This is a genomic window from Streptomyces sp. NPDC052496, from assembly GCF_040679095.1.
GTDB lineage: Bacteria > Actinomycetota > Actinomycetes > Streptomycetales > Streptomycetaceae > Streptomyces.
On record NZ_JBFAUH010000006.1, the window covers coordinates 55,294 to 72,227 of the forward strand.

Consider the following 16,934-nt stretch of genomic DNA (forward strand, 5'->3'; position numbering starts at 1 on the left):
GACGGGGCCGGGCAGACCGGCCGGAACCGGCCGCGGAGCCGTCCTGCCGACAGCGGCACCGTGCCCACCTGGCACGATGACGGGGTGACCGCACCGCAGACGCCGCACGAGAACCAGCCCCACGAAAACCAGCCGTACGGGAACCAGCCGCACGAGAACCGGCCCCATGAGAACCAGCCGCACGGCGACCGGCCGGCCGAGCAGCCGTACAACCCCTGGGCCACTCCGTCCGGGGCGCCTGGCCACCCGGCCCCCGGGGAGCCCGCCGTGCGGGACCGGGCCGGCTTCCGCCGTGAGCTGATCGAGGCGGCGCTGATCGCGCTCGTGGTGACGGTGTGCGGCGCGCTGCTGGGCGCCCTGTGGTCGTGGCTGGCGCCGCACGTCCCGCTGATCGCGGACAGCGCCGGCAACATCTACCTCAAGAACATCGAGGGCGAGGAGTCCATCGGCGGGGACGGCACCTTCATCCTGCTGGCCCTCGGCTTCGGGGTGGTGTGCGCGGCGGGAGCGTTCCTCTTCCGCAGGGGCGGGGGCATCCCGCTGGTGGTGGCGCTGGTGGCGGGCGGACTGCTCGGTTCCGTGGTGGCCTGGCGGTTCGGCGTCTGGCTGGGCCCGACACCGGACCTGGCGGCGCACGCGGCGGAGGCCGGCAAGGGCGTGCCCTTCGACGCGCCGCTGCGCCTCCAGGCCAAGGGCGCGCTGCTCGCCTGGCCGGTCGGCGCCATGATCACCCACCTGCTCCTGACCGGCCTCTTCGGCCCCCGCGACCCGGAGCCGCCGCAGCCGGAGTGGTTCCCCGGAGGACAGCAGACCCCGCCGCCCTCGGACGGCTGAGGGCCTGCGGCCGACAGCGGTCCGAGGAACGGGATCCGTCCTAGGCGGGCCGGCGCCCGTGGTTGGCCTTGCCCTTCTTGATGCGCCACTTCCGCTTACGGGTCTTCTTCGACATGGCGTACCTCCTGCACGGGTCGTAGCGGAGGACGGGGCGGGCGTAAAGGCTCTGCGCCGTGACGGCAGGGGCGTACGGGGTACATCCGGCCGCGCGGCGGCCGGCGCACTCAGCTTGAAGACCGAGCTCAGCCGCGCGCGATCTCCGCGAGCGTCGCTTCCGTGAGCTTCTGGAGGTCGGCGGGTGCCAGTTCGACCTCCAGGCCGCGGCGCCCGGCCGACACGCACACCGTCTCGTGTGCGGCCGCCGACGCGTCGAGCACCGTACGCAGGCGCTTGCGCTGGCCGAGCGGGGAGATGCCGCCGCGTACGTAGCCGGTGCTGCGTTCCGCAGCCGCCGGGTCGGCCATCGCGGCGCGCTTGCCGCCGGCCGCGGCGGCCAGTGCCTTGAGGTCGAGGGAGCCGGAGACCGGTACGACGGCGACGGTCAGGACGCCGTCCACCTCGGCGAGGAGCGTCTTGAAGACCTGGTCGGGGGAGACCCCGAGCGCTTCGGCGGCCTCCTCGCCGTACGACGCGGCGGCCGGGTCGTGCTCGTACGCGTGGAGGGTGAAGTCGACGCCCGCCTCGGTGAGGGCTACCGTCGCCGGGGTGCCGCCGGCCGGCTGCTTCCCGTTCTTCGGCTGCTTGGTCCGCTTCGGCTTCTTGGACAAGGTCGTCGCGCCTCGGCTCGCTCGTAAGGTCGTCGGTACGGGTGGGGGTGCGTGAGCGGCGCTCGCCGCCCCGCGCTCAGTTGGGGCTGGTCGGGTGGCGGGTCAGGTCCACCGCGGGCAGCGACGGGAGCTTACCGATCACCGCGGTCTCCTGGCGAAGGAGTTTCAGCTCCTCCGTGAGCCGGGCCGCGGTGTCCGGTGCCTCCAGGAGCCGCTGCTTGGCCGGGATGTCGAGCACGGCGGCGGCCGCCACCAGGTACGACAGCACCGACGGCTCGGCGGGCAGGTCCTGGCCGCCGGCGAGGGTGCGTTCGTTCGCCCAGGCCAGCCGCTTCTGGTAGGTGCGGAAGGTCCGTACGACGCCGGAGGCCAGCGCGCCGGCGCCCTCGCCCTCCGTCTCCGGCAGGTCCTCCACCTCGCCCATCAGATACGGCCCCGAGGCGTCCACCGACAGCAGCCTGAAGCGGGTGGTGCCGGTGGCCAGCACCTCGTACCCGGAGGCGCCGGGCCCGGTGCCGGGGGCGAGCGCCGCGTCCGCGGCGGCCTCGGTGTCCTCGTCGGAGGCGGGGGCGGAGCCGGGGGCGCCGCTCTTCTCCCGGATGGTGGCCGCGTCGGCCACGCACCCCACGGTGTGGAAGGCGCTGATCGGGTCGGGGCCGAAGCCCGCGCCCGGCCCGTCGGCGGGCAGCGCGGTGCTGTCCGGCAGGCCGGGGGCGGAGGGCGCCACCTCGCGGCCGTCGCGGATCGCGACGACCCCGAAACGGCGCTCGTCTTCGGGCAGGGCGAGGAGGTCGCGCATCATCGCCCGGTACCGCGCCTCGAAGACGTTGAGCGGGAGGACGAGTCCCGGGAACAACACCGAGTTCAGCGGGAAGAGCGGTAGGCGCACGGAGGTCACAGCCCGTAAGCCTAGAGCCTGTGGAGGCGGGAGTGGCTCGCGCCCCACGATCCGGGGCCGCGGGGGAAGGGGACGGCGGCCCCGGTGCCGGTGCCGTACGGCCCGGGAACGGGCCCGGACCGGCTCTGGCCAGGACCGGGGGCGCGCCACCGGCCGCACGCCCCCTGCGCGCTCCTACTGCCGTCGCAGCAGCCGTGACGCGCCCGCCGCGACCGTCGTCGCCAGGACCCAGCCCGCCAGGATCATGATCGCGGCGACCCACTGGGCGCCGCCGTCCGGTTTCCACGACGCGCCCTGGTTCAGGTCGATCACCGGCAGCAGCAGGTCGAGGGAGTAGAGGTACGGGTTCCAGGGCTGCGCCTCGCCGGGCTTGAGGGCCGGCGGCGGGGACTGGGCGAAGTAGACCGTGCCGAGCGCCCACAGGATCACCATCCACACGGCGGCCCGCCCGGGGCGGTAGCCGTACGCCACCGTCCAGTCCTGGAGGATGCCCCACAGCTTGGCGGCCAGCGGCAGCGTCTCGCGCCGCCGCCGCTGCTTGGCGAGCAGCACCTCGCGCGCGTCGGAGTCCTCGCCGCTGCTGCGCAGGGCGGCGGCCAGCATCTCGTACGGCTCCGGCGCGTACTCCGGGGTGGCGGCGGCCACCCACTCCAGTCGCCGGGACAGCGGGAAGTGGCCGCGCGGGATCAGCGTCTCGTAGTTGAAGCCCGCCATCCACAGGCCGCCGAGCCCGGGCCAGCTCGCCGCCTTGTCGACCAGGTTGACCACCCGCGCGCCGGACAGGATGACCCGCCCGCGCTGCGGCCGCTCACCCAGGAAGCGCAGTTCCGGGGTCTGGATGCGGCGCAGCGACAGCTCCTGGTCGGCCTCCATGATGAAGCGCGCCTGCTCGAAGTCGACGGCGTCGCCGAAGCGCCCGTCGTCCAGGCGCATGCCGCCCTCGCACTCGAAGCGCTGCATACGGGTGCCGCGGGTGGGGGTGTGGGCGATGCCGTACGGGGGTGTGGCGGTGGTACTGGAGAACGGGGAGCTGGCCAGGCCGGCGCCGGTCAGGTACAGCGTGCGTTCGACCGTCATCTGGGGGGCGTTCAGCGCGCGGCGCCCGTACGGGTTGCTCAGCCGGCTGCCGCGCAGGCTGAGCGACACGCCGATGGTCGCGCCGCGCAGCGACAGCTCGCCGTACGACTCCATCATCTCGGCCTGGAGGTCCTGCGCGACGGTCAGCCCGTCCGCCATCACCGAGCGGCCCTGCCGGTCCTTGTGCACCACCGTCTGGTTGAGCAGCAGGTCCGTGCCGATGTGGGCGTCCGTCAGGCGGATGCCGGAGCGGACGACGCAGCGCGGCAGGTGCAGATCGCCTTCGGTGTGCAGCCGGGCCGCCTCGACCCGGGGGATGGCGCAGCCGACCATCCGCAGGGTGGTGAAGCGGCTCTCGGGCAGGACGACCTCGTTCTGGAAGCGGCAGTCGCGCAGTTCCACGAATGGCTTGATCGTGCCGCCCGCAAGGTCGAGAGTGTCGGTGATGTACGCACCTGCCAGTTTCAGCGCGGAGACCCGGCCGGGTTGTGCGGGCGGTCCCTCCAGCAGCAGGAGCGCGACGATGCGGGCGCGCACCCGGCGCTCCGGGCCCCACCGGAACTGGCCGTGCGGGTCGTCCCTGGCCGGGTCACCGGTACGCAGGTCGCAGGTGCTGCCGTTGCGGAACGCCTGCCACAGGCTCCACTCGGCAGGGTTCAGCATCAGCTCCGCGGGTGCGTCGCCCTCCTCCGGCGTGGCCACCGTGCTCGTCCCCCTTTCCCCGCTCCCCCGAGCGGGTCCGTACGGTCCCGCGTGCGCGGGCTCCGCGTCCAACCGTTTCCGCAGGCCGCCCGCCCGCCGCCGGGTCCGGTCCCCCGTGCGTCCGCCCCGTCACTCCGTACGCCCGTACGACCCCCATTCCCGCTGCGTGACCGGCTGAACACGAAAAGTGAGCACCGGTTCGCGGTGGTTCCGCGCCGCGCCGGGTCCGCGGGCCGGCCGGCCCCGCGCGGCCCCGCTGCTGTGTATCACCGAGTGATACGGGCGCCCGGGTCCGGGAGCGGGTCTGAGACACTGGAGGGGTGATCTCCCGAATCGATCTGCGCGGTGACGCCCTCCCCGAGGGCGGCGCCCTGCGCGACCTGCTGCCCCGTGCCGAGTTCGACGTGGAAGCCGCCCTGGAGAAGGTGCGGCCCATCTGCGAGGACGTGCGCCATCGTGGGACGGCCGCGCTGATCGAGTACGCCCATCGGTTCGACGGGGTCGCCATCGAGCGCGTACGGGTGCCCGCCGAGGCGCTGGACCGCGCGCTCGCCGAGCTGGACCCGGCCGTCCGGGCCGCCCTGGAGGAGTCGATCCGGCGCGCCCGGATCGTCCACCGCGAGCAGCGCCGTACGGACGTGACGACCAAGGTCGTCCCGGGCGGCACGGTCACCGAGCGCTGGGTGCCGGTCGAGCGCGTCGGCCTGTACGTACCCGGCGGCCTGGCGGTCTACCCGTCCTCCGTGGTCATGAACGTGGTCCCGGCCCAGGAGGCGGGCGTCGAAGGCGTCGCCGTCACCTCCCCGCCGCAGGCGGAGTTCGGCGGCCTGCCGCACCCGACCATCCTCGCCGCCTGCGCCCTGCTCGGCGTGGACGAGGTGTACGCGGCCGGCGGCGCCCAGGCGATCGCGATGTTCGCGTACGGCACCGAGGAGTGCCGCCCCGTCAACCTGGTCACCGGCCCCGGCAACATCTACGTCGCCGCCGCCAAGCGCCTGCTCAAGGGCCGGATCGGCATCGACGCGGAGGCCGGGCCCACCGAGATCGCGGTGCTCGCGGACGCCACCGCCGACGCCGCGCACGTCGCCGCCGACCTGATCAGCCAGGCCGAGCACGACACGCTGGCCGCCGCCGTCCTGGTCACCGACTCGGCCGAACTGGCCGCCGCCGTCGAGACCGAGCTGACGACCCAGGTGGCCGCCACCAAGCACACCGAGCGGATCAGCACCGCGCTGGCCGGCCGGCAGTCCGCGATCGTCCTGGTGGACGGCGTGGACGAGGGCCTGAAGGTGGTCGACGCGTACGGTGCCGAGCACCTGGAGATCCAGACCGCCGACGCCGCCGCGGTCGCCGCCCGGGTGCGCAACGCCGGCGCGATCTTCGTCGGCCCGTACGCCCCCGTCTCCCTGGGCGACTACTGCGCCGGCTCCAACCACGTGCTGCCCACCGGCGGCTGCGCCTGCCACTCCTCGGGCCTGTCCGTCCAGTCGTTCCTGCGCGGCATCCACGTCGTGGACTACAGCCGTGACGCGCTGGCCGAGGTCGCCCACCATGTGGTGACCCTCGCCGAGGCCGAGGACCTCCCGGCCCACGGCGCGGCGCTGAAGGCCAGGTTCGACTGGAAGATCCCGCAGGGCGAGTGAGCGAGCACGTGACGAAGATCGACGACCTTCCCATCCGGGACGAGCTGCGCGGCAAGTCCCCGTACGGCGCGCCGCAGCTCGACGTCCCCGTACGCCTGAACACCAACGAGAACCCGTACCCGCTCCCCGAACCGCTGGTGCGGCGGATCGCCGAGCGGGTCACCGAGGCCGCCCGCGAGCTGAACCGCTACCCCGACCGGGACGCGGTCGAGCTGCGCACGGCCCTGGCCGCCTATCTGACGCGCACCGGCGGCCATGAGGTCACCACGGCGAACGTGTGGGCCGCCAACGGCTCCAACGAGGTCATCCAGCAGCTCCTCCAGACCTTCGGCGGCCCGGGCCGTACCGCCATCGGCTTCGAGCCCTCGTACTCGATGCACGGCCTGATCTCGCGCGGCACCGGCACCGGCTGGCTCTCCGGCCCGCGCAACGACGACTTCACCATCGACGTCGAGGCGGCCGTCGCGGCCATCGGCGAGCACCGGCCCGACGTGGTCTTCATCTGCTCGCCCAACAACCCCACCGGCACCGCCGTCGCCGCCGAAACGGTTCTCGCGCTGTACGAGGCCGCGCAGGCCGCCCGCGCGGACACCGGCGGCGCGCTGGTCGTCGTGGACGAGGCGTACGGCGAGTTCAGCCACCGCCCCTCGCTGCTCCCGCTGATCGAGGGCCGCCCCAACCTGGTCGTCTCGCGCACCATGTCCAAGGCGTTCGGCGCCGCCGGACTGCGCCTGGGCTACCTGGCCGCCGACCCGGCCGTGGTCGACGCCGTCCAGCTCGTCCGCCTGCCGTACCACCTCTCGTCCGTCACCCAGGCCACCGCGCTCGCCGCCCTGGAGCACACCGATACGCTCCTGAAGTACGTCGAACAGCTCAAGACCGAGCGCGACCGGCTGGTGGACGAGCTGCGCGCGGCCGGCTGCGAGGTGGTCGACTCCGACGCCAACTTCGTCCAGTTCGGCAGGTTCGAGGATCAGCACGCCACCTGGCAGGCCATCCTCGACCAGGGCGTCCTGGTCCGTGACAACGGCGTACCGGGCTGGCTGCGGGTCACCGCGGGAACCCCGGCCGAGAACGACGCGTTCCTCGACGCGGTCCGTGCAGTACTGAAGGAGAACCGATGAACCGCGTTGGGCGCGTGGAGCGCACCACGAAGGAGACCTCGGTGCTGGTCGAGATCGATCTCGACGGCACCGGCCAGGTCGATGTGTCGACAGGGGTCGGCTTCTACGACCACATGCTCGACCAGCTCGGCCGGCACGGTCTGTTCGACCTCAAGGTCAAGACCGACGGTGACCTGCACATCGACACCCACCACACCATCGAGGACACCGCCCTCGCGCTGGGCGCCGCCTTCAAGCAGGCCCTCGGTGACAAGGTCGGCATCTACCGCTTCGGCAACTGCACCGTCCCGCTGGACGAGTCGCTGGCCCAGGTGACCGTCGACCTCTCGGGGCGCCCGTACCTGGTGCACACCGAGCCGGAGAACATCGCGCCGATGATCGGCACGTACGACACCACGATGACCCGGCACATCCTGGAGTCCTTCGTCGCGCAGGCGCAGATCGCCCTGCACGTCCACGTGCCGTACGGCCGCAACGCCCACCACATCGTGGAGTGCCAGTTCAAGGCGCTGGCCCGCGCGCTGCGCTACGCCAGCGAGCGCGACCCGCGCGCCGCCGGCATCCTCCCCTCGACCAAGGGAGCGCTGTGAACGGCCTGTCCACCGTCTTCATCGTCCTCGGCCTCTTCCTGCTCGGCGGGCTCTACTCCTTCTGGAAGCAGGGGATGGGCAAGAGCGTGCTCGTCCTGCTGGGCATCGGCTCGGCCATGTGCCTGGTCGCCGGAATTCTCCGTCTGGATGTGTGGAATTGAGTACCGCACCCGCGAAGAAGGTCGTCGTCTTCGACTACGGCTTCGGCAACGTCCGCTCCGCCGAGCGCGCCCTGGCCCACGTCGGCGCCGAGGTGGAGATCACCGGTGACTACGACAAGGCGATGAACGCCGACGGCCTGCTGGTCCCCGGCGTCGGCGCCTTCGCCGCCTGCATGAAGGGCCTGCGCGAGGCCCGCGGCGACTGGGTCATCGGCCGCCGGCTGTCCGGCGGCCGCCCCGTCATGGGCATCTGCGTCGGCATGCAGATCCTCTTCTCCCGCGGCATCGAGCACGGCGTGGAGACCGAGGGCCTGGACGAGTGGCCCGGCACGGTCGGCCCCCTCAAGGCCGACGTGGTGCCGCACATGGGCTGGAACACCGTCCAGGCGCCGGAGGGCACCCGCCTCTTCGAGGGCCTGCCCGCCGACGCCCGCTACTACTTCGTGCACTCCTACGCCGTACGCGACTGGGAGCTGGAAGTCGGTAACCCCAACATCCGCGCGCCCAAGGTCACCTGGGCCACGCACGGCGAGCCGTTCGTGGCCGCCGTCGAGAACGGCCCGCTGTGGGCCACCCAGTTCCACCCCGAGAAGTCCGGCGACGCCGGTGCCCAGCTGCTGTCCAACTGGACCAAGACCCTCTAGGACCCTCCGCGATGAGCAAGCTCGAACTCCTCCCCGCCGTCGACGTCCGCGACGGCCAGGCGGTCCGCCTGGTGCACGGCGAGTCCGGCTCCGAGACGTCCTACGGCGACCCGCTCCAGGCCGCGCTGGCCTGGCAGCGGGCGGGTGCCGAGTGGCTGCACCTGGTGGACCTCGACGCGGCGTTCGGCACCGGCGACAACCGCGCGCAGATCGCCGAGGTCGCCCGGAGCATGGACATCAAGGTCGAACTCTCCGGCGGCATCCGCGACGACGCCTCCCTGGAGGCGGCGCTCGCCACCGGCTGCACGCGCGTCAACCTCGGTACCGCCGCGCTGGAGACCCCGGAGTGGGTCGCCAAGGTCATCGCCGAGCACGGTGACAAGATCGCGGTCGGCCTGGACGTCCGCGGCACCACCCTGCGCGGCCGCGGCTGGACCCGCGACGGCGGCGACCTGTACGAGACGCTGGCCCGCCTGGACTCCGAAGGCTGCGCCCGCTACGTCGTCACCGACATCAACAAGGACGGCACGCTCCAGGGCCCCAACCTGGAACTGCTGCGCAACGTCTGCGCCGCGACCAACAAGCCGGTCGTCGCCTCCGGCGGCGTCTCCTCCCTTGACGACCTCCGCGCGATCGCCACCCTGGTACCGGAAGGCGTCGAAGGCGCCATCGTCGGCAAGGCGCTCTACGCCAAGGCATTCACCCTGGAAGAGGCATTGGAGGCCGTGTCGTCATGACCATCGAGCGCGCGCAGACCGACAGTCCCTGGGAAGAGATCATCGGCTTCGCGCGCGCCGTGGCGGCCGGCGACCGCGTCCTGGTCGCCGGCACGATGCCACTGGTCGACGGCGTGCTGTACGGGGAGGGCGACCCGTACGAGCAGACGAAGGTCGCCTTCGCCAACGCGCTGGAGGCCCTGGAGCCGTTCGGGCTCGGGGCCGGTTCGGTCATCCGCACCCGGATGTACCTGACCCACGCGCGGGACGTGGACGAGGCGGCCCGCGCCCACAAGGAACTCTTCGACGCCGTACGGCCCGCCGCGACCCTGGTCGTGGTCTCCGGCTTCGCCGACTCGCGCGTACTGGTCGAAGTCGAACTCGAAGCATTCAGAGAGGCCACGAGCACATGACCCTGGCGGTCCGAGTCATCCCCTGCCTGGACGTGGACAACGGCCGGGTCGTCAAGGGCGTCAACTTCAAGAACCTCCGCGACGCCGGCGACCCCGTCGAAATGGCCAAGGTCTACGGCCAGGAGGGCGCCGACGAGCTGACCTTCCTCGACATCACGGCCTCCTCCGGCAACCGCGAGACCACGTACGACGTGGTCCGCCGCACCGCCGAACAGGTCTTCATCCCCCTCACGGTCGGCGGCGGCGTCCGCACCCCCGAGGACGTCGACAAACTCCTGCGCGCCGGCGCCGACAAGGTCGGCGTCAACACCGCCGCCATCGCCCGCCCCGACCTGATCCGCGAGATCGCCGAACGCTTCGGCAGCCAGGTCCTGGTCCTGTCCGTCGACGCCCGCCGCACCGAGACCGGCTCCTTCGAGGTCACCACGCACGGCGGCCGCCAGGGCACCGGCATCGACGCCGTCGAATGGGCCCACCGCGCCGCCGAACTCGGCGCCGGCGAGATCCTCCTGAACTCCATGGACGCCGACGGCACCAAGGACGGCTACGACACCGAAATGATCGCCGCCGTCCGCAAGCACGTCACGGTCCCGGTCATCGCCAGCGGCGGCGCGGGCCGCCTGGCGGACTTCCCGCCCGCCGTCGAGGCCGGCGCCGACGCGGTCCTGGCCGCGTCCGTCTTCCACTTCGGTGATCTGCGGATCGGCGAGGTGAAGGAGACGCTGCGGGGGGCGGGGCATCCGGTGCGGTGAGCCGGTCGGCAGGGCTGAAGGTGGGTCGAACGTAGGTGCGCCCGGTCACTCGTGGTGGTTGCTGAGGCGGCGAGCCCACCGATGGACGCCCTGGCCTGCGGTCATGCCTGCGATCACGGTTGATCTCACTGAGGAAGAACTGGCCGGACTGCGCGCCGAGGCCGAGAAATCGGGCCTCTCGGTCGAGCGCCTGGCGCACGGAATCGTCCGCCGCGATGTTGCACGCAGAAGGCAGCAGCGGCGTACCGCTGTGTGCCGAGCCCGCAGCGGCGATACCGGCTCGTTCGAGATGGGTCACGTTGCGCCCGAGTGACGGGGAAGGAACGTGACCGCGACTGCGAAGGACCGGAACCCGGGCGCGTATCGGGCCTATCGGGACAGCCGCTGTCCGATTCTCCCGTGGTGCTTGTGTTCATGGCCGGGGCCTCCATACCGTGCTGGCGTTCGGATCCCGGATGCCCACCGGAAGGACGCCCCCGTGATGATGTTCTCCCCGACCGGCCGTCACCGAGCCCCCCGTCGCCGCAGTGGTGCGGGGCGATTACTCACCCGCGCCTCGACCGCGGCCGCCACCCTCGCGCTGCCGGTCGTCGGCGCGTCCGTCGCCTCCGCCGCGGACGGCGGGACGTACACCGTCGCCCCCGGTGACAGCCTCTCCGAGATCGCCGCGAAGCGGGGGGTGAAGGGCGGCTGGGCGAAGTTGTACGCGAACAACCGCTCGGCGGTCGGCGGCAATCCCGACCTGGTCAAGGTCGGTACGAAACTGAAGCTCAGCGGTACGGCCGCCACCCCACAGCGGCACGTCTCGCGCTCGGCCGCCCGGCCCTCCGTGCGCGCCGCGGCCGGTGATGCCGTACGGCCCGTGCGCGGTGGCACGCTCACCGCAGGGTTCGGGGCCGGCGGCGGCCACTGGGCGCACGGGCACACCGGGCAGGACTTCGCCGTACCCGTCGGCACCGCCGTCCGCGCCGCCCGCGGCGGGACCGTGGTGAAGGCCGGCTGGGGCGGCGCGTACGGGTACGAGGTCGTGGTCCGGCACCACAGCGGGTCGTACACGCAGTACGCGCATCTCTCGCAGATCCGGGTGGGCGTGGGCAGCAGCGTCGGCGCGGGTGAGCGCATCGGGCGGTCCGGCGCGACCGGCAACGTCACCGGTCCGCATCTGCACTTCGAGGTCCGGTCCACCCCGCACTACGGGTCGGCCGTGGACCCGATGGCCTGGCTGCGCCGGCACGGCGCGTTCGACTGAGCGGGGCGGGCGGCGGCCCGCCGGGTTCCGGACGGCAGCGGCCGCTTCACCGCCGGCCCTTGCGGGCCGCCCGTACGTACTCCCGGTTCATCCGCGTGATGCTGAACAGCGGGATGCCCTTCGGGCAGGCGGTGGCGCACTCCCCGGCGAGGGTGCAGCCGCCGAAGCCCTCGTCGTCCATGGTGGCGACCATGTCCAGGACCCGCGTCTCGCGCTCGGGCGCGCCCTGTGGCAGGACGTTGAGGTGGTTGACCTTCGCCGAGGTGAACAGCATCGCCGAGCCGTTCGGGCAGGCCGCCACGCATGCGCCGCAGCCGATGCACTCGGCGTGCTCGAAGGCCGTGTCCGCGTCGGGCTTCGGTACGGGCGTGGCGTGCGCCTCGGGCGCCGCGCCGGTCGGCGCGGTGATGTAGCCGCCGGACTGGATGATCCGGTCGAAGGCAGAGCGGTCGACGACCAGGTCCCGTACGACGGGGAAGGCCGCCGCGCGCCACGGCTCGACGTCGATCGTGTCGCCGTCCCGGAAGGCCCGCATGTGCAGCTGGCAGCTGGTGGTGCGCTCAGGGCCGTGTGCCTCGCCGTTGATGACGAGGCTGCACGCGCCGCAGATGCCTTCGCGGCAGTCGTGGTCGAAGGCGACCGGGTCGTCGCCCTTGAGGATCAGTTCCTCGTTGAGGGTGTCGAGCATCTCCAGGAAGGACATGTCGGGCGAGATGCCGTCCACGTCGTAGGTGGACATGCCGCCTTCGGCGTCGGCGTCGTGCTGGCGCCAGACGCGCAGGGTGAGCTTCATGCGTAGCTCCGCTGGGTGGGGTGGACGTACTCGAAGACCAGGTCTTCCTTGTGCAGCACGGGAGCGGTGCCGGTGCCGGTGAACTCCCAGGCGGCGGCGTAGGAGAACGCCTCGTCGCGGCGCTCGGCCTCGCCGTCGGGGGTCTGCGACTCCTCGCGGAAGTGTCCGCCGCAGGACTCGGCGCGGTGCAGCGCGTCGAGGCACATCAGTTCGGCCAGCTCCAGGTAGTCGACGATGCGGTTGGCCTTCTCCAGCGACTGGTTGAACTCCTGGCCGGTGCCGGGCACCTTGATGCGGCGCCAGAACTCCTCGCGGATCTGCGGGATACGGTCGAGGGCCTTGCGCAGGCCGGTTTCCGTACGGGCCATGCCGCACAGCTCCCACATCAGTTCGCCGAGTTCGCGGTGGAAGGAGTCGGGGGTGCGGTCGCCGTCGACGGACAGCAGGAGGTTGAGCTGGTCCTCCGTCTCGGCGAGGGCTTCCTGGACGGCGGGGTGATCGGCGGTGATCTCGTCGTGGTGCGGGTGGCGGGCCAGGTAGTCGTTGATGGTCGAAGGCAGGACGAAGTATCCGTCGGCGAGGCCCTGCATGAGGGCGGAGGCGCCGAGCCGGTTGGCGCCGTGGTCGGAGAAGTTGGCCTCACCGATCGCGAACAGGCCGGGAACGGTCGTCTGGAGGTCGTAATCGACCCACAGGCCGCCCATCGTGTAGTGCACGGCGGGGTAGATCCGCATCGGGACCTCATACGGGTTCTCGGCGGTGATCCGCTCGTACATGTCGAAGAGGTTGCCGTACTTCTCCTCGACGGCCTTGCGGCCCATCCGGGCGATGGCGTCCGCGAAGTCCAGGTAGACGCCCTGGCCGCCGGGGCCGACGCCGCGTCCCTCGTCGCACACGTTCTTGGCGGCGCGGGAGGCGATGTCGCGGGGGACGAGGTTGCCGAAGGAGGGGTAGATCCGCTCCAGGTAGTAGTCCCGTTCCGCTTCGGGGATCTCGGCGGGCGGGCGCGTGTCGCCCTTGGCCTTCGGCACCCAGATCCGGCCGTCGTTGCGCAGCGACTCGCTCATCAGCGTCAGCTTGGACTGGTGGTCGCCGGTGCGCGGGATGCAGGTGGGGTGGATCTGGGTGAAGCAGGGGTTGGCGAAGTACGCGCCGCGCCGGTGGGCCCGCCAGATGGCGGTGGCGTTGGAGTTCATGGCGTTGGTCGACAGGTAGAACACGTTGCCGTAACCACCGGAGGCGAGGACCACGGCGTCCGCGAAGTACGTGTCGATCCGGCCGGTGACCAGGTCGCGGGCGACGATGCCGCGCGCCCGGCCGTCGACGACGATCAGGTCCAGCATCTCCGTACGCGGATGCAGCTCGACGTTTCCGGCGGCGATCTGCCGGGAGAGCGCCTGGTAGGCGCCGAGCAGCAGCTGCTGCCCGGTCTGGCCGCGGGCGTAGAACGTACGGGAGACCTGGACGCCGCCGAAGGAGCGGGTGTCGAGCAGGCCGCCGTACTCGCGGGCGAACGGCACGCCCTGCGCCACGCACTGGTCGATGATCTCGACGGAGATCTGCGCCAGGCGGTGCACGTTGGACTCGCGGGCCCGGAAGTCGCCGCCCTTGACGGTGTCGTAGAACAGGCGGTGTACGGAGTCGCCGTCGTTGCGGTAGTTCTTCGCCGCGTTGATGCCGCCCTGCGCGGCGATCGAGTGGGCGCGGCGCGGCGAGTCCTGGTAGCAGAACTGCACGACGTGGTAGCCCTGTTCGGCGAGCGTGGCGCCCGCCGAGCCGCCGGCCAGGCCGGTGCCCACGACGATGACGGTGTGCTTGCGGCGGTTGGCCGGGTTGACCAGCTTGGCCTGGAAGCGGCGGGTGTCCCAGCGCTCGGCGACCGGTCCTTGGGGCGCCTTGGTGTCGGCGACCGGCTCTCCGGTCGCGTACGCGGTGTACGAGGTCATGTCAGCTCACTGCTCCGGTCACGACGGCCACCGGTACGGCGACGAAGCCCGCCGTCAGCACCAGGGCGAGGAGGTTGGCGACGGTCTTGAGCACCCGGTCCCCGGCGGCGCTGCCCACGCCCAGCGTCTGCGCGGCGCTCCAGAACCCGTGCCGGACGTGCAGGCCGAGGGCGAGCATCGCCACGATGTAGAGCGCGGTGACGGGCCGGCGGTCGAAGGAGGCGATCAGGTTCTGGTACGGGTGCCCGGCCTCGGCGCGCGGGTTCACCGTCAGCGTCGTCAGGTCCAGGATGTGCCAGACGATGAACAGCGCGAGGATGACGCCGCCCCAGCGCATGGTGCGGGTGGCGTAGCTCGTGCGCTGCTTCTTGTGGACGTACTTGCTCGGCCGCGCCTTGAGGTCGCGGCGGCTGAGCTGGAAGGCGGCCACACCGTGGGTCAGGACGGCGGCCAGCAGCACCACCCGCGCGATCCACAGGAACCACTCGTGGTGCAGGAAGGGTTCGCCGACGGTGCGCAGCCAGTGCGCGTACCCGTTGAACTCGTCGGAGCCGAAGAAGATCTTGAGGTTGCCCAGCATGTGCGCGACCAGGTACAGCAGCATCACCACGCCGCTGACCGCCATCGCGGTCTTCTTGCCGACGGTCGAGCGCCACAGCAGGCCCGCGAAGGACGGCCGTCGTTCCGTCCGGGTGTCCAGTGCCATGAGTCCTGACGTTAGGGACCGGCCGGCCCATCAGTCCAAGACATGGTGCGGCTCATCTCCATAGGCTTTCCCTATCACCGCCTATCATCGACGCCATGCAGCTCCAGCAGCTCCGCTACTTCGTGGCGGTCGCCGACACCCGTCACTTCACCCGCGCCGCCGAGCGTGAACACGTCGCACAGCCCTCCCTGTCCCAGCAGATCAAGGCGCTGGAACGGGAGCTGGGCGCGGACCTCTTCCACCGGGCGCGCGGCCACATCACCCTCACCGACGCGGGCCGGACCCTGCTGCCGCTGGCCCGGCGCGTCCTCGCCGACACCGAGACCGCCCGGCGCGAGGTGCAGGAGGTCGCCCAGCTCAGACGCGGCCGGCTGCGGCTCGGCGCGCCGCCCAGCCTGTGCGCGAGCCTGGTCCCCGACGTACTGAGCGTCTTCCACGCCGCCTACCCGGGCGTGGAACTGGTCGTCCACGAGGACGGGTCGCAGGACCTCGTACGCGTCCTTGCGGCCGGCGAACTGGACCTCGCGCTCATCATCACGCCGCTCCCGGAGCAGGCACCGGCGCTGGCCACCGCCGAACTGCTGCGCGAGGAACTGGTCGTGGTCTCCGCGCCGGACCGGCAGGCCCCGGTGGGCGGCGGCCGGCGGATACGCGTCGAGGACCTCCGGGACCGGCCGCTGGCGATGTTCCGGCGCGGCTACGACCTGCGGGAATTCACCACGGCGGCGTGCCGGGCGGCCGGCTTCGAGCCGGTCTTCACGGTGGAGGGCGGCGAGATGGACGCGGTGCTGGGTTTCGTACGGGCGGGCCTGGGCGTCGCCGTCGTCCCCAGCATGGTCGCCGAACGCTCCGGACTGCGCGTCACCCGCTTCGCCACCCCGGGCATGCACCGGGTGATCTCGGTGGCGCACCGGGGGGACGTCTCGCCGCCGCGGGCCGCCCGCGAACTGCGGCGGATACTGCTGGCACACCTGGGGCTGGAGCGGCCGGACGCGTGACGGAACCTGGCGCGTCGTCGACCCTTTCCGAGGCCGGGTAAAGGGCGGTTTCCGGCCACCCGGCCGTGCGGACGCGCGCCCCCGCCGAGGCCGGTGCCCAGGTGGCGGGGGGCGTGAACGGCGTGCGGCACAGTGGTCCCAACGAGAACAGGCTGTTTCCGGGCACACTTCCAGGGGACCATTGCCTTTTCTACCTTTGCGGCGATAAAACAGCTGCACTTGCCGGAGAACGGCACAGCAATGGGCGCCACGGGGGAAAGGCCAGGAATGCCGATGTTGCTGGAAGAAGTGTACGCGGGTGCGCCGACCGTAAAATCGGGGCGGCATATCACCTCGGTAAATGAATTCACCGACCAGTCACCCGCACTCCGCCCGGAAGTCCTCGCGGAGGCGACCCGCCGGCTGATCGAACTGGGCACCTTCGAGACCGGGAAGATCCTGGTCGAGGAGGACAAGGGGGCGATCCTCGGCGGCGCGGTCTCACTGGCCGTCGGACTGCCGCTCGCCGTCGCCCGCTGGTACACCTACGACCTCGGCGGGCACGGCATCTCGGTGCCCATCGACAGCGAGTACTTCACGGGCACGCTCTTCATCAACGGCATCGAGCCGGGCGACCGGGTGACGATCGTCGACGACACCATCAGCACCGGCGGCACCCTGATCGCCCTGATCGAGGCCGTCCGGGCGGCCGGTGCCCGGGTCGAGGAAGTCCTGGTGGCGGTGGAGAAACCGGAGAACGGCGGCCGGCAGCGGGTCGCCGACCGCTTCGGCATCGAGGTCCGTTCCGTCATCCGTATCGCGGTCGACCCGGCTTCCGGACGGGTCGCCGTCCTGGGCTGAGACGCCGCACGGGGAACGGCGCCGCACGCCCTCGCGCCGCGCGTTCCCGCGCTCCTTCCGCATGCCCGGAAACACCGTTCA

General features: G+C 71.9%; 19 protein-coding genes. 13 read left to right on the forward strand and 6 right to left on the reverse strand.

Features of this window, described 5'->3' with window-relative positions; translation table 11 throughout:
- Positions 1 to 84 precede the first annotated feature (84 nt).
- Positions 85 to 834 carry an ABC transporter permease gene (locus AB0L45_RS10550; protein ID WP_365838172.1) on the forward strand — a complete coding sequence of 250 codons (750 nt, stop codon included), beginning with the start codon at positions 85 to 87 and terminating at the stop codon, positions 832 to 834.
- 242 nt (positions 835 to 1,076) lie between these two features.
- Here AB0L45_RS10550 and ybaK read toward each other — a convergent pair whose 3' ends face one another.
- The 3 genes from ybaK to AB0L45_RS10565 all read right to left on the reverse strand — a co-directional run bounded on the left by ybaK (position 1,077) and on the right by AB0L45_RS10565 (position 4,239).
- The gene (gene ybaK, locus AB0L45_RS10555; protein ID WP_365838174.1) at positions 1,077 to 1,601 is read right to left on the reverse strand and encodes a Cys-tRNA(Pro) deacylase; all 525 of its coding nucleotides are present in this window, start codon (positions 1,599 to 1,601) and stop codon (positions 1,077 to 1,079) included.
- A gap of 76 nt (positions 1,602 to 1,677) precedes the next feature.
- Complete coding sequence (locus AB0L45_RS10560; RefSeq protein ID WP_365838175.1) at positions 1,678 to 2,499, reverse strand: LON peptidase substrate-binding domain-containing protein; 822 nt, start codon at positions 2,497 to 2,499, stop codon at positions 1,678 to 1,680.
- A gap of 174 nt (positions 2,500 to 2,673) precedes the next feature.
- Positions 2,674 to 4,239, reverse strand: a complete 1,566-nt coding sequence (locus AB0L45_RS10565; protein WP_365838563.1) for an oxidoreductase — start codon at positions 4,237 to 4,239, stop codon at positions 2,674 to 2,676.
- 359 nt (positions 4,240 to 4,598) lie between these two features.
- Here AB0L45_RS10565 and hisD point away from each other — a divergent pair, with 359 nt between their 5' ends.
- The 10 genes from hisD to AB0L45_RS10615 all read left to right on the forward strand — a co-directional run bounded on the left by hisD (position 4,599) and on the right by AB0L45_RS10615 (position 11,570).
- Complete coding sequence (gene hisD, locus AB0L45_RS10570) at positions 4,599 to 5,921, forward strand: histidinol dehydrogenase (protein WP_365838177.1); 1,323 nt, start codon at positions 4,599 to 4,601, stop codon at positions 5,919 to 5,921.
- An 8-nt stretch (positions 5,922 to 5,929) separates the two neighbouring features.
- A complete protein-coding gene (locus AB0L45_RS10575; protein WP_365838179.1) occupies positions 5,930 to 7,045 on the forward strand; it encodes a histidinol-phosphate transaminase in 1,116 nt (371 codons plus the stop codon).
- Positions 7,042 to 7,635 carry an imidazoleglycerol-phosphate dehydratase HisB gene (gene hisB, locus AB0L45_RS10580; protein ID WP_003984418.1) on the forward strand — a complete coding sequence of 198 codons (594 nt, stop codon included), beginning with the start codon at positions 7,042 to 7,044 and terminating at the stop codon, positions 7,633 to 7,635. Before AB0L45_RS10575 ends, hisB begins: the two co-directional genes overlap by 4 nt.
- Positions 7,632 to 7,796 carry a hypothetical protein gene (locus AB0L45_RS10585; protein WP_030679859.1) on the forward strand — a complete coding sequence of 55 codons (165 nt, stop codon included), beginning with the start codon at positions 7,632 to 7,634 and terminating at the stop codon, positions 7,794 to 7,796. Before hisB ends, AB0L45_RS10585 begins: the two co-directional genes overlap by 4 nt.
- Positions 7,787 to 8,440: an imidazole glycerol phosphate synthase subunit HisH gene (gene hisH / locus AB0L45_RS10590; protein ID WP_365838181.1), complete on the forward strand. Its 654-nt coding sequence runs from the start codon at positions 7,787 to 7,789 to the stop codon at positions 8,438 to 8,440. Before AB0L45_RS10585 ends, hisH begins: the two co-directional genes overlap by 10 nt.
- 11 nt (positions 8,441 to 8,451) lie before the next feature.
- Complete coding sequence (gene priA / locus AB0L45_RS10595) at positions 8,452 to 9,177, forward strand: bifunctional 1-(5-phosphoribosyl)-5-((5-phosphoribosylamino)methylideneamino)imidazole-4-carboxamide isomerase/phosphoribosylanthranilate isomerase PriA (protein ID WP_365838183.1); 726 nt, start codon at positions 8,452 to 8,454, stop codon at positions 9,175 to 9,177.
- Positions 9,174 to 9,569, forward strand: a complete 396-nt coding sequence (locus tag AB0L45_RS10600) for a RidA family protein (protein ID WP_365838185.1) — start codon at positions 9,174 to 9,176, stop codon at positions 9,567 to 9,569. The genes priA and AB0L45_RS10600 overlap by 4 nt, the downstream gene beginning before the upstream one ends.
- Positions 9,566 to 10,321: an imidazole glycerol phosphate synthase subunit HisF gene (gene hisF, locus AB0L45_RS10605; RefSeq protein ID WP_125056857.1), complete on the forward strand. Its 756-nt coding sequence runs from the start codon at positions 9,566 to 9,568 to the stop codon at positions 10,319 to 10,321. The genes AB0L45_RS10600 and hisF overlap by 4 nt, the downstream gene beginning before the upstream one ends.
- Before the next feature lie 103 nt (positions 10,322 to 10,424).
- Positions 10,425 to 10,634 (forward strand): hypothetical protein, encoded by a 210-nt coding sequence (locus AB0L45_RS10610; RefSeq protein WP_365838187.1) that lies wholly within the window; start codon positions 10,425 to 10,427, stop codon positions 10,632 to 10,634.
- A 168-nt stretch (positions 10,635 to 10,802) separates the two neighbouring features.
- A complete protein-coding gene (locus tag AB0L45_RS10615) occupies positions 10,803 to 11,570 on the forward strand; it encodes a LysM peptidoglycan-binding domain-containing M23 family metallopeptidase (RefSeq protein ID WP_365838565.1) in 768 nt (255 codons plus the stop codon).
- 46 nt (positions 11,571 to 11,616) lie between these two features.
- Here AB0L45_RS10615 and AB0L45_RS10620 read toward each other — a convergent pair whose 3' ends face one another.
- The 3 genes from AB0L45_RS10620 to AB0L45_RS10630 are packed head-to-tail and all read right to left on the reverse strand — an operon-like array spanning position 11,617 to position 15,015.
- Positions 11,617 to 12,363, reverse strand: a complete 747-nt coding sequence (locus AB0L45_RS10620; RefSeq protein WP_365838189.1) for a succinate dehydrogenase/fumarate reductase iron-sulfur subunit — start codon at positions 12,361 to 12,363, stop codon at positions 11,617 to 11,619.
- A complete protein-coding gene (locus AB0L45_RS10625; RefSeq protein WP_365838190.1) occupies positions 12,360 to 14,309 on the reverse strand; it encodes a fumarate reductase/succinate dehydrogenase flavoprotein subunit in 1,950 nt (649 codons plus the stop codon). Before AB0L45_RS10625 ends, AB0L45_RS10620 begins: the two co-directional genes overlap by 4 nt.
- Before the next feature lies 1 nt (position 14,310).
- Positions 14,311 to 15,015, reverse strand: a complete 705-nt coding sequence (locus AB0L45_RS10630; RefSeq protein ID WP_365838192.1) for a succinate dehydrogenase cytochrome b subunit — start codon at positions 15,013 to 15,015, stop codon at positions 14,311 to 14,313.
- 95 nt (positions 15,016 to 15,110) lie between these two features.
- Between AB0L45_RS10630 and AB0L45_RS10635 the strand changes: the two genes are divergently transcribed.
- Positions 15,111 to 16,013, forward strand: coding sequence for a LysR substrate-binding domain-containing protein (locus AB0L45_RS10635; RefSeq protein ID WP_365838194.1), 903 nt, complete (start codon positions 15,111 to 15,113; stop codon positions 16,011 to 16,013).
- A gap of 273 nt (positions 16,014 to 16,286) precedes the next feature.
- Positions 16,287 to 16,853 carry a phosphoribosyltransferase family protein gene (locus AB0L45_RS10640; protein WP_365838196.1) on the forward strand — a complete coding sequence of 189 codons (567 nt, stop codon included), beginning with the start codon at positions 16,287 to 16,289 and terminating at the stop codon, positions 16,851 to 16,853.
- Positions 16,854 to 16,934 lie beyond the last annotated feature (81 nt).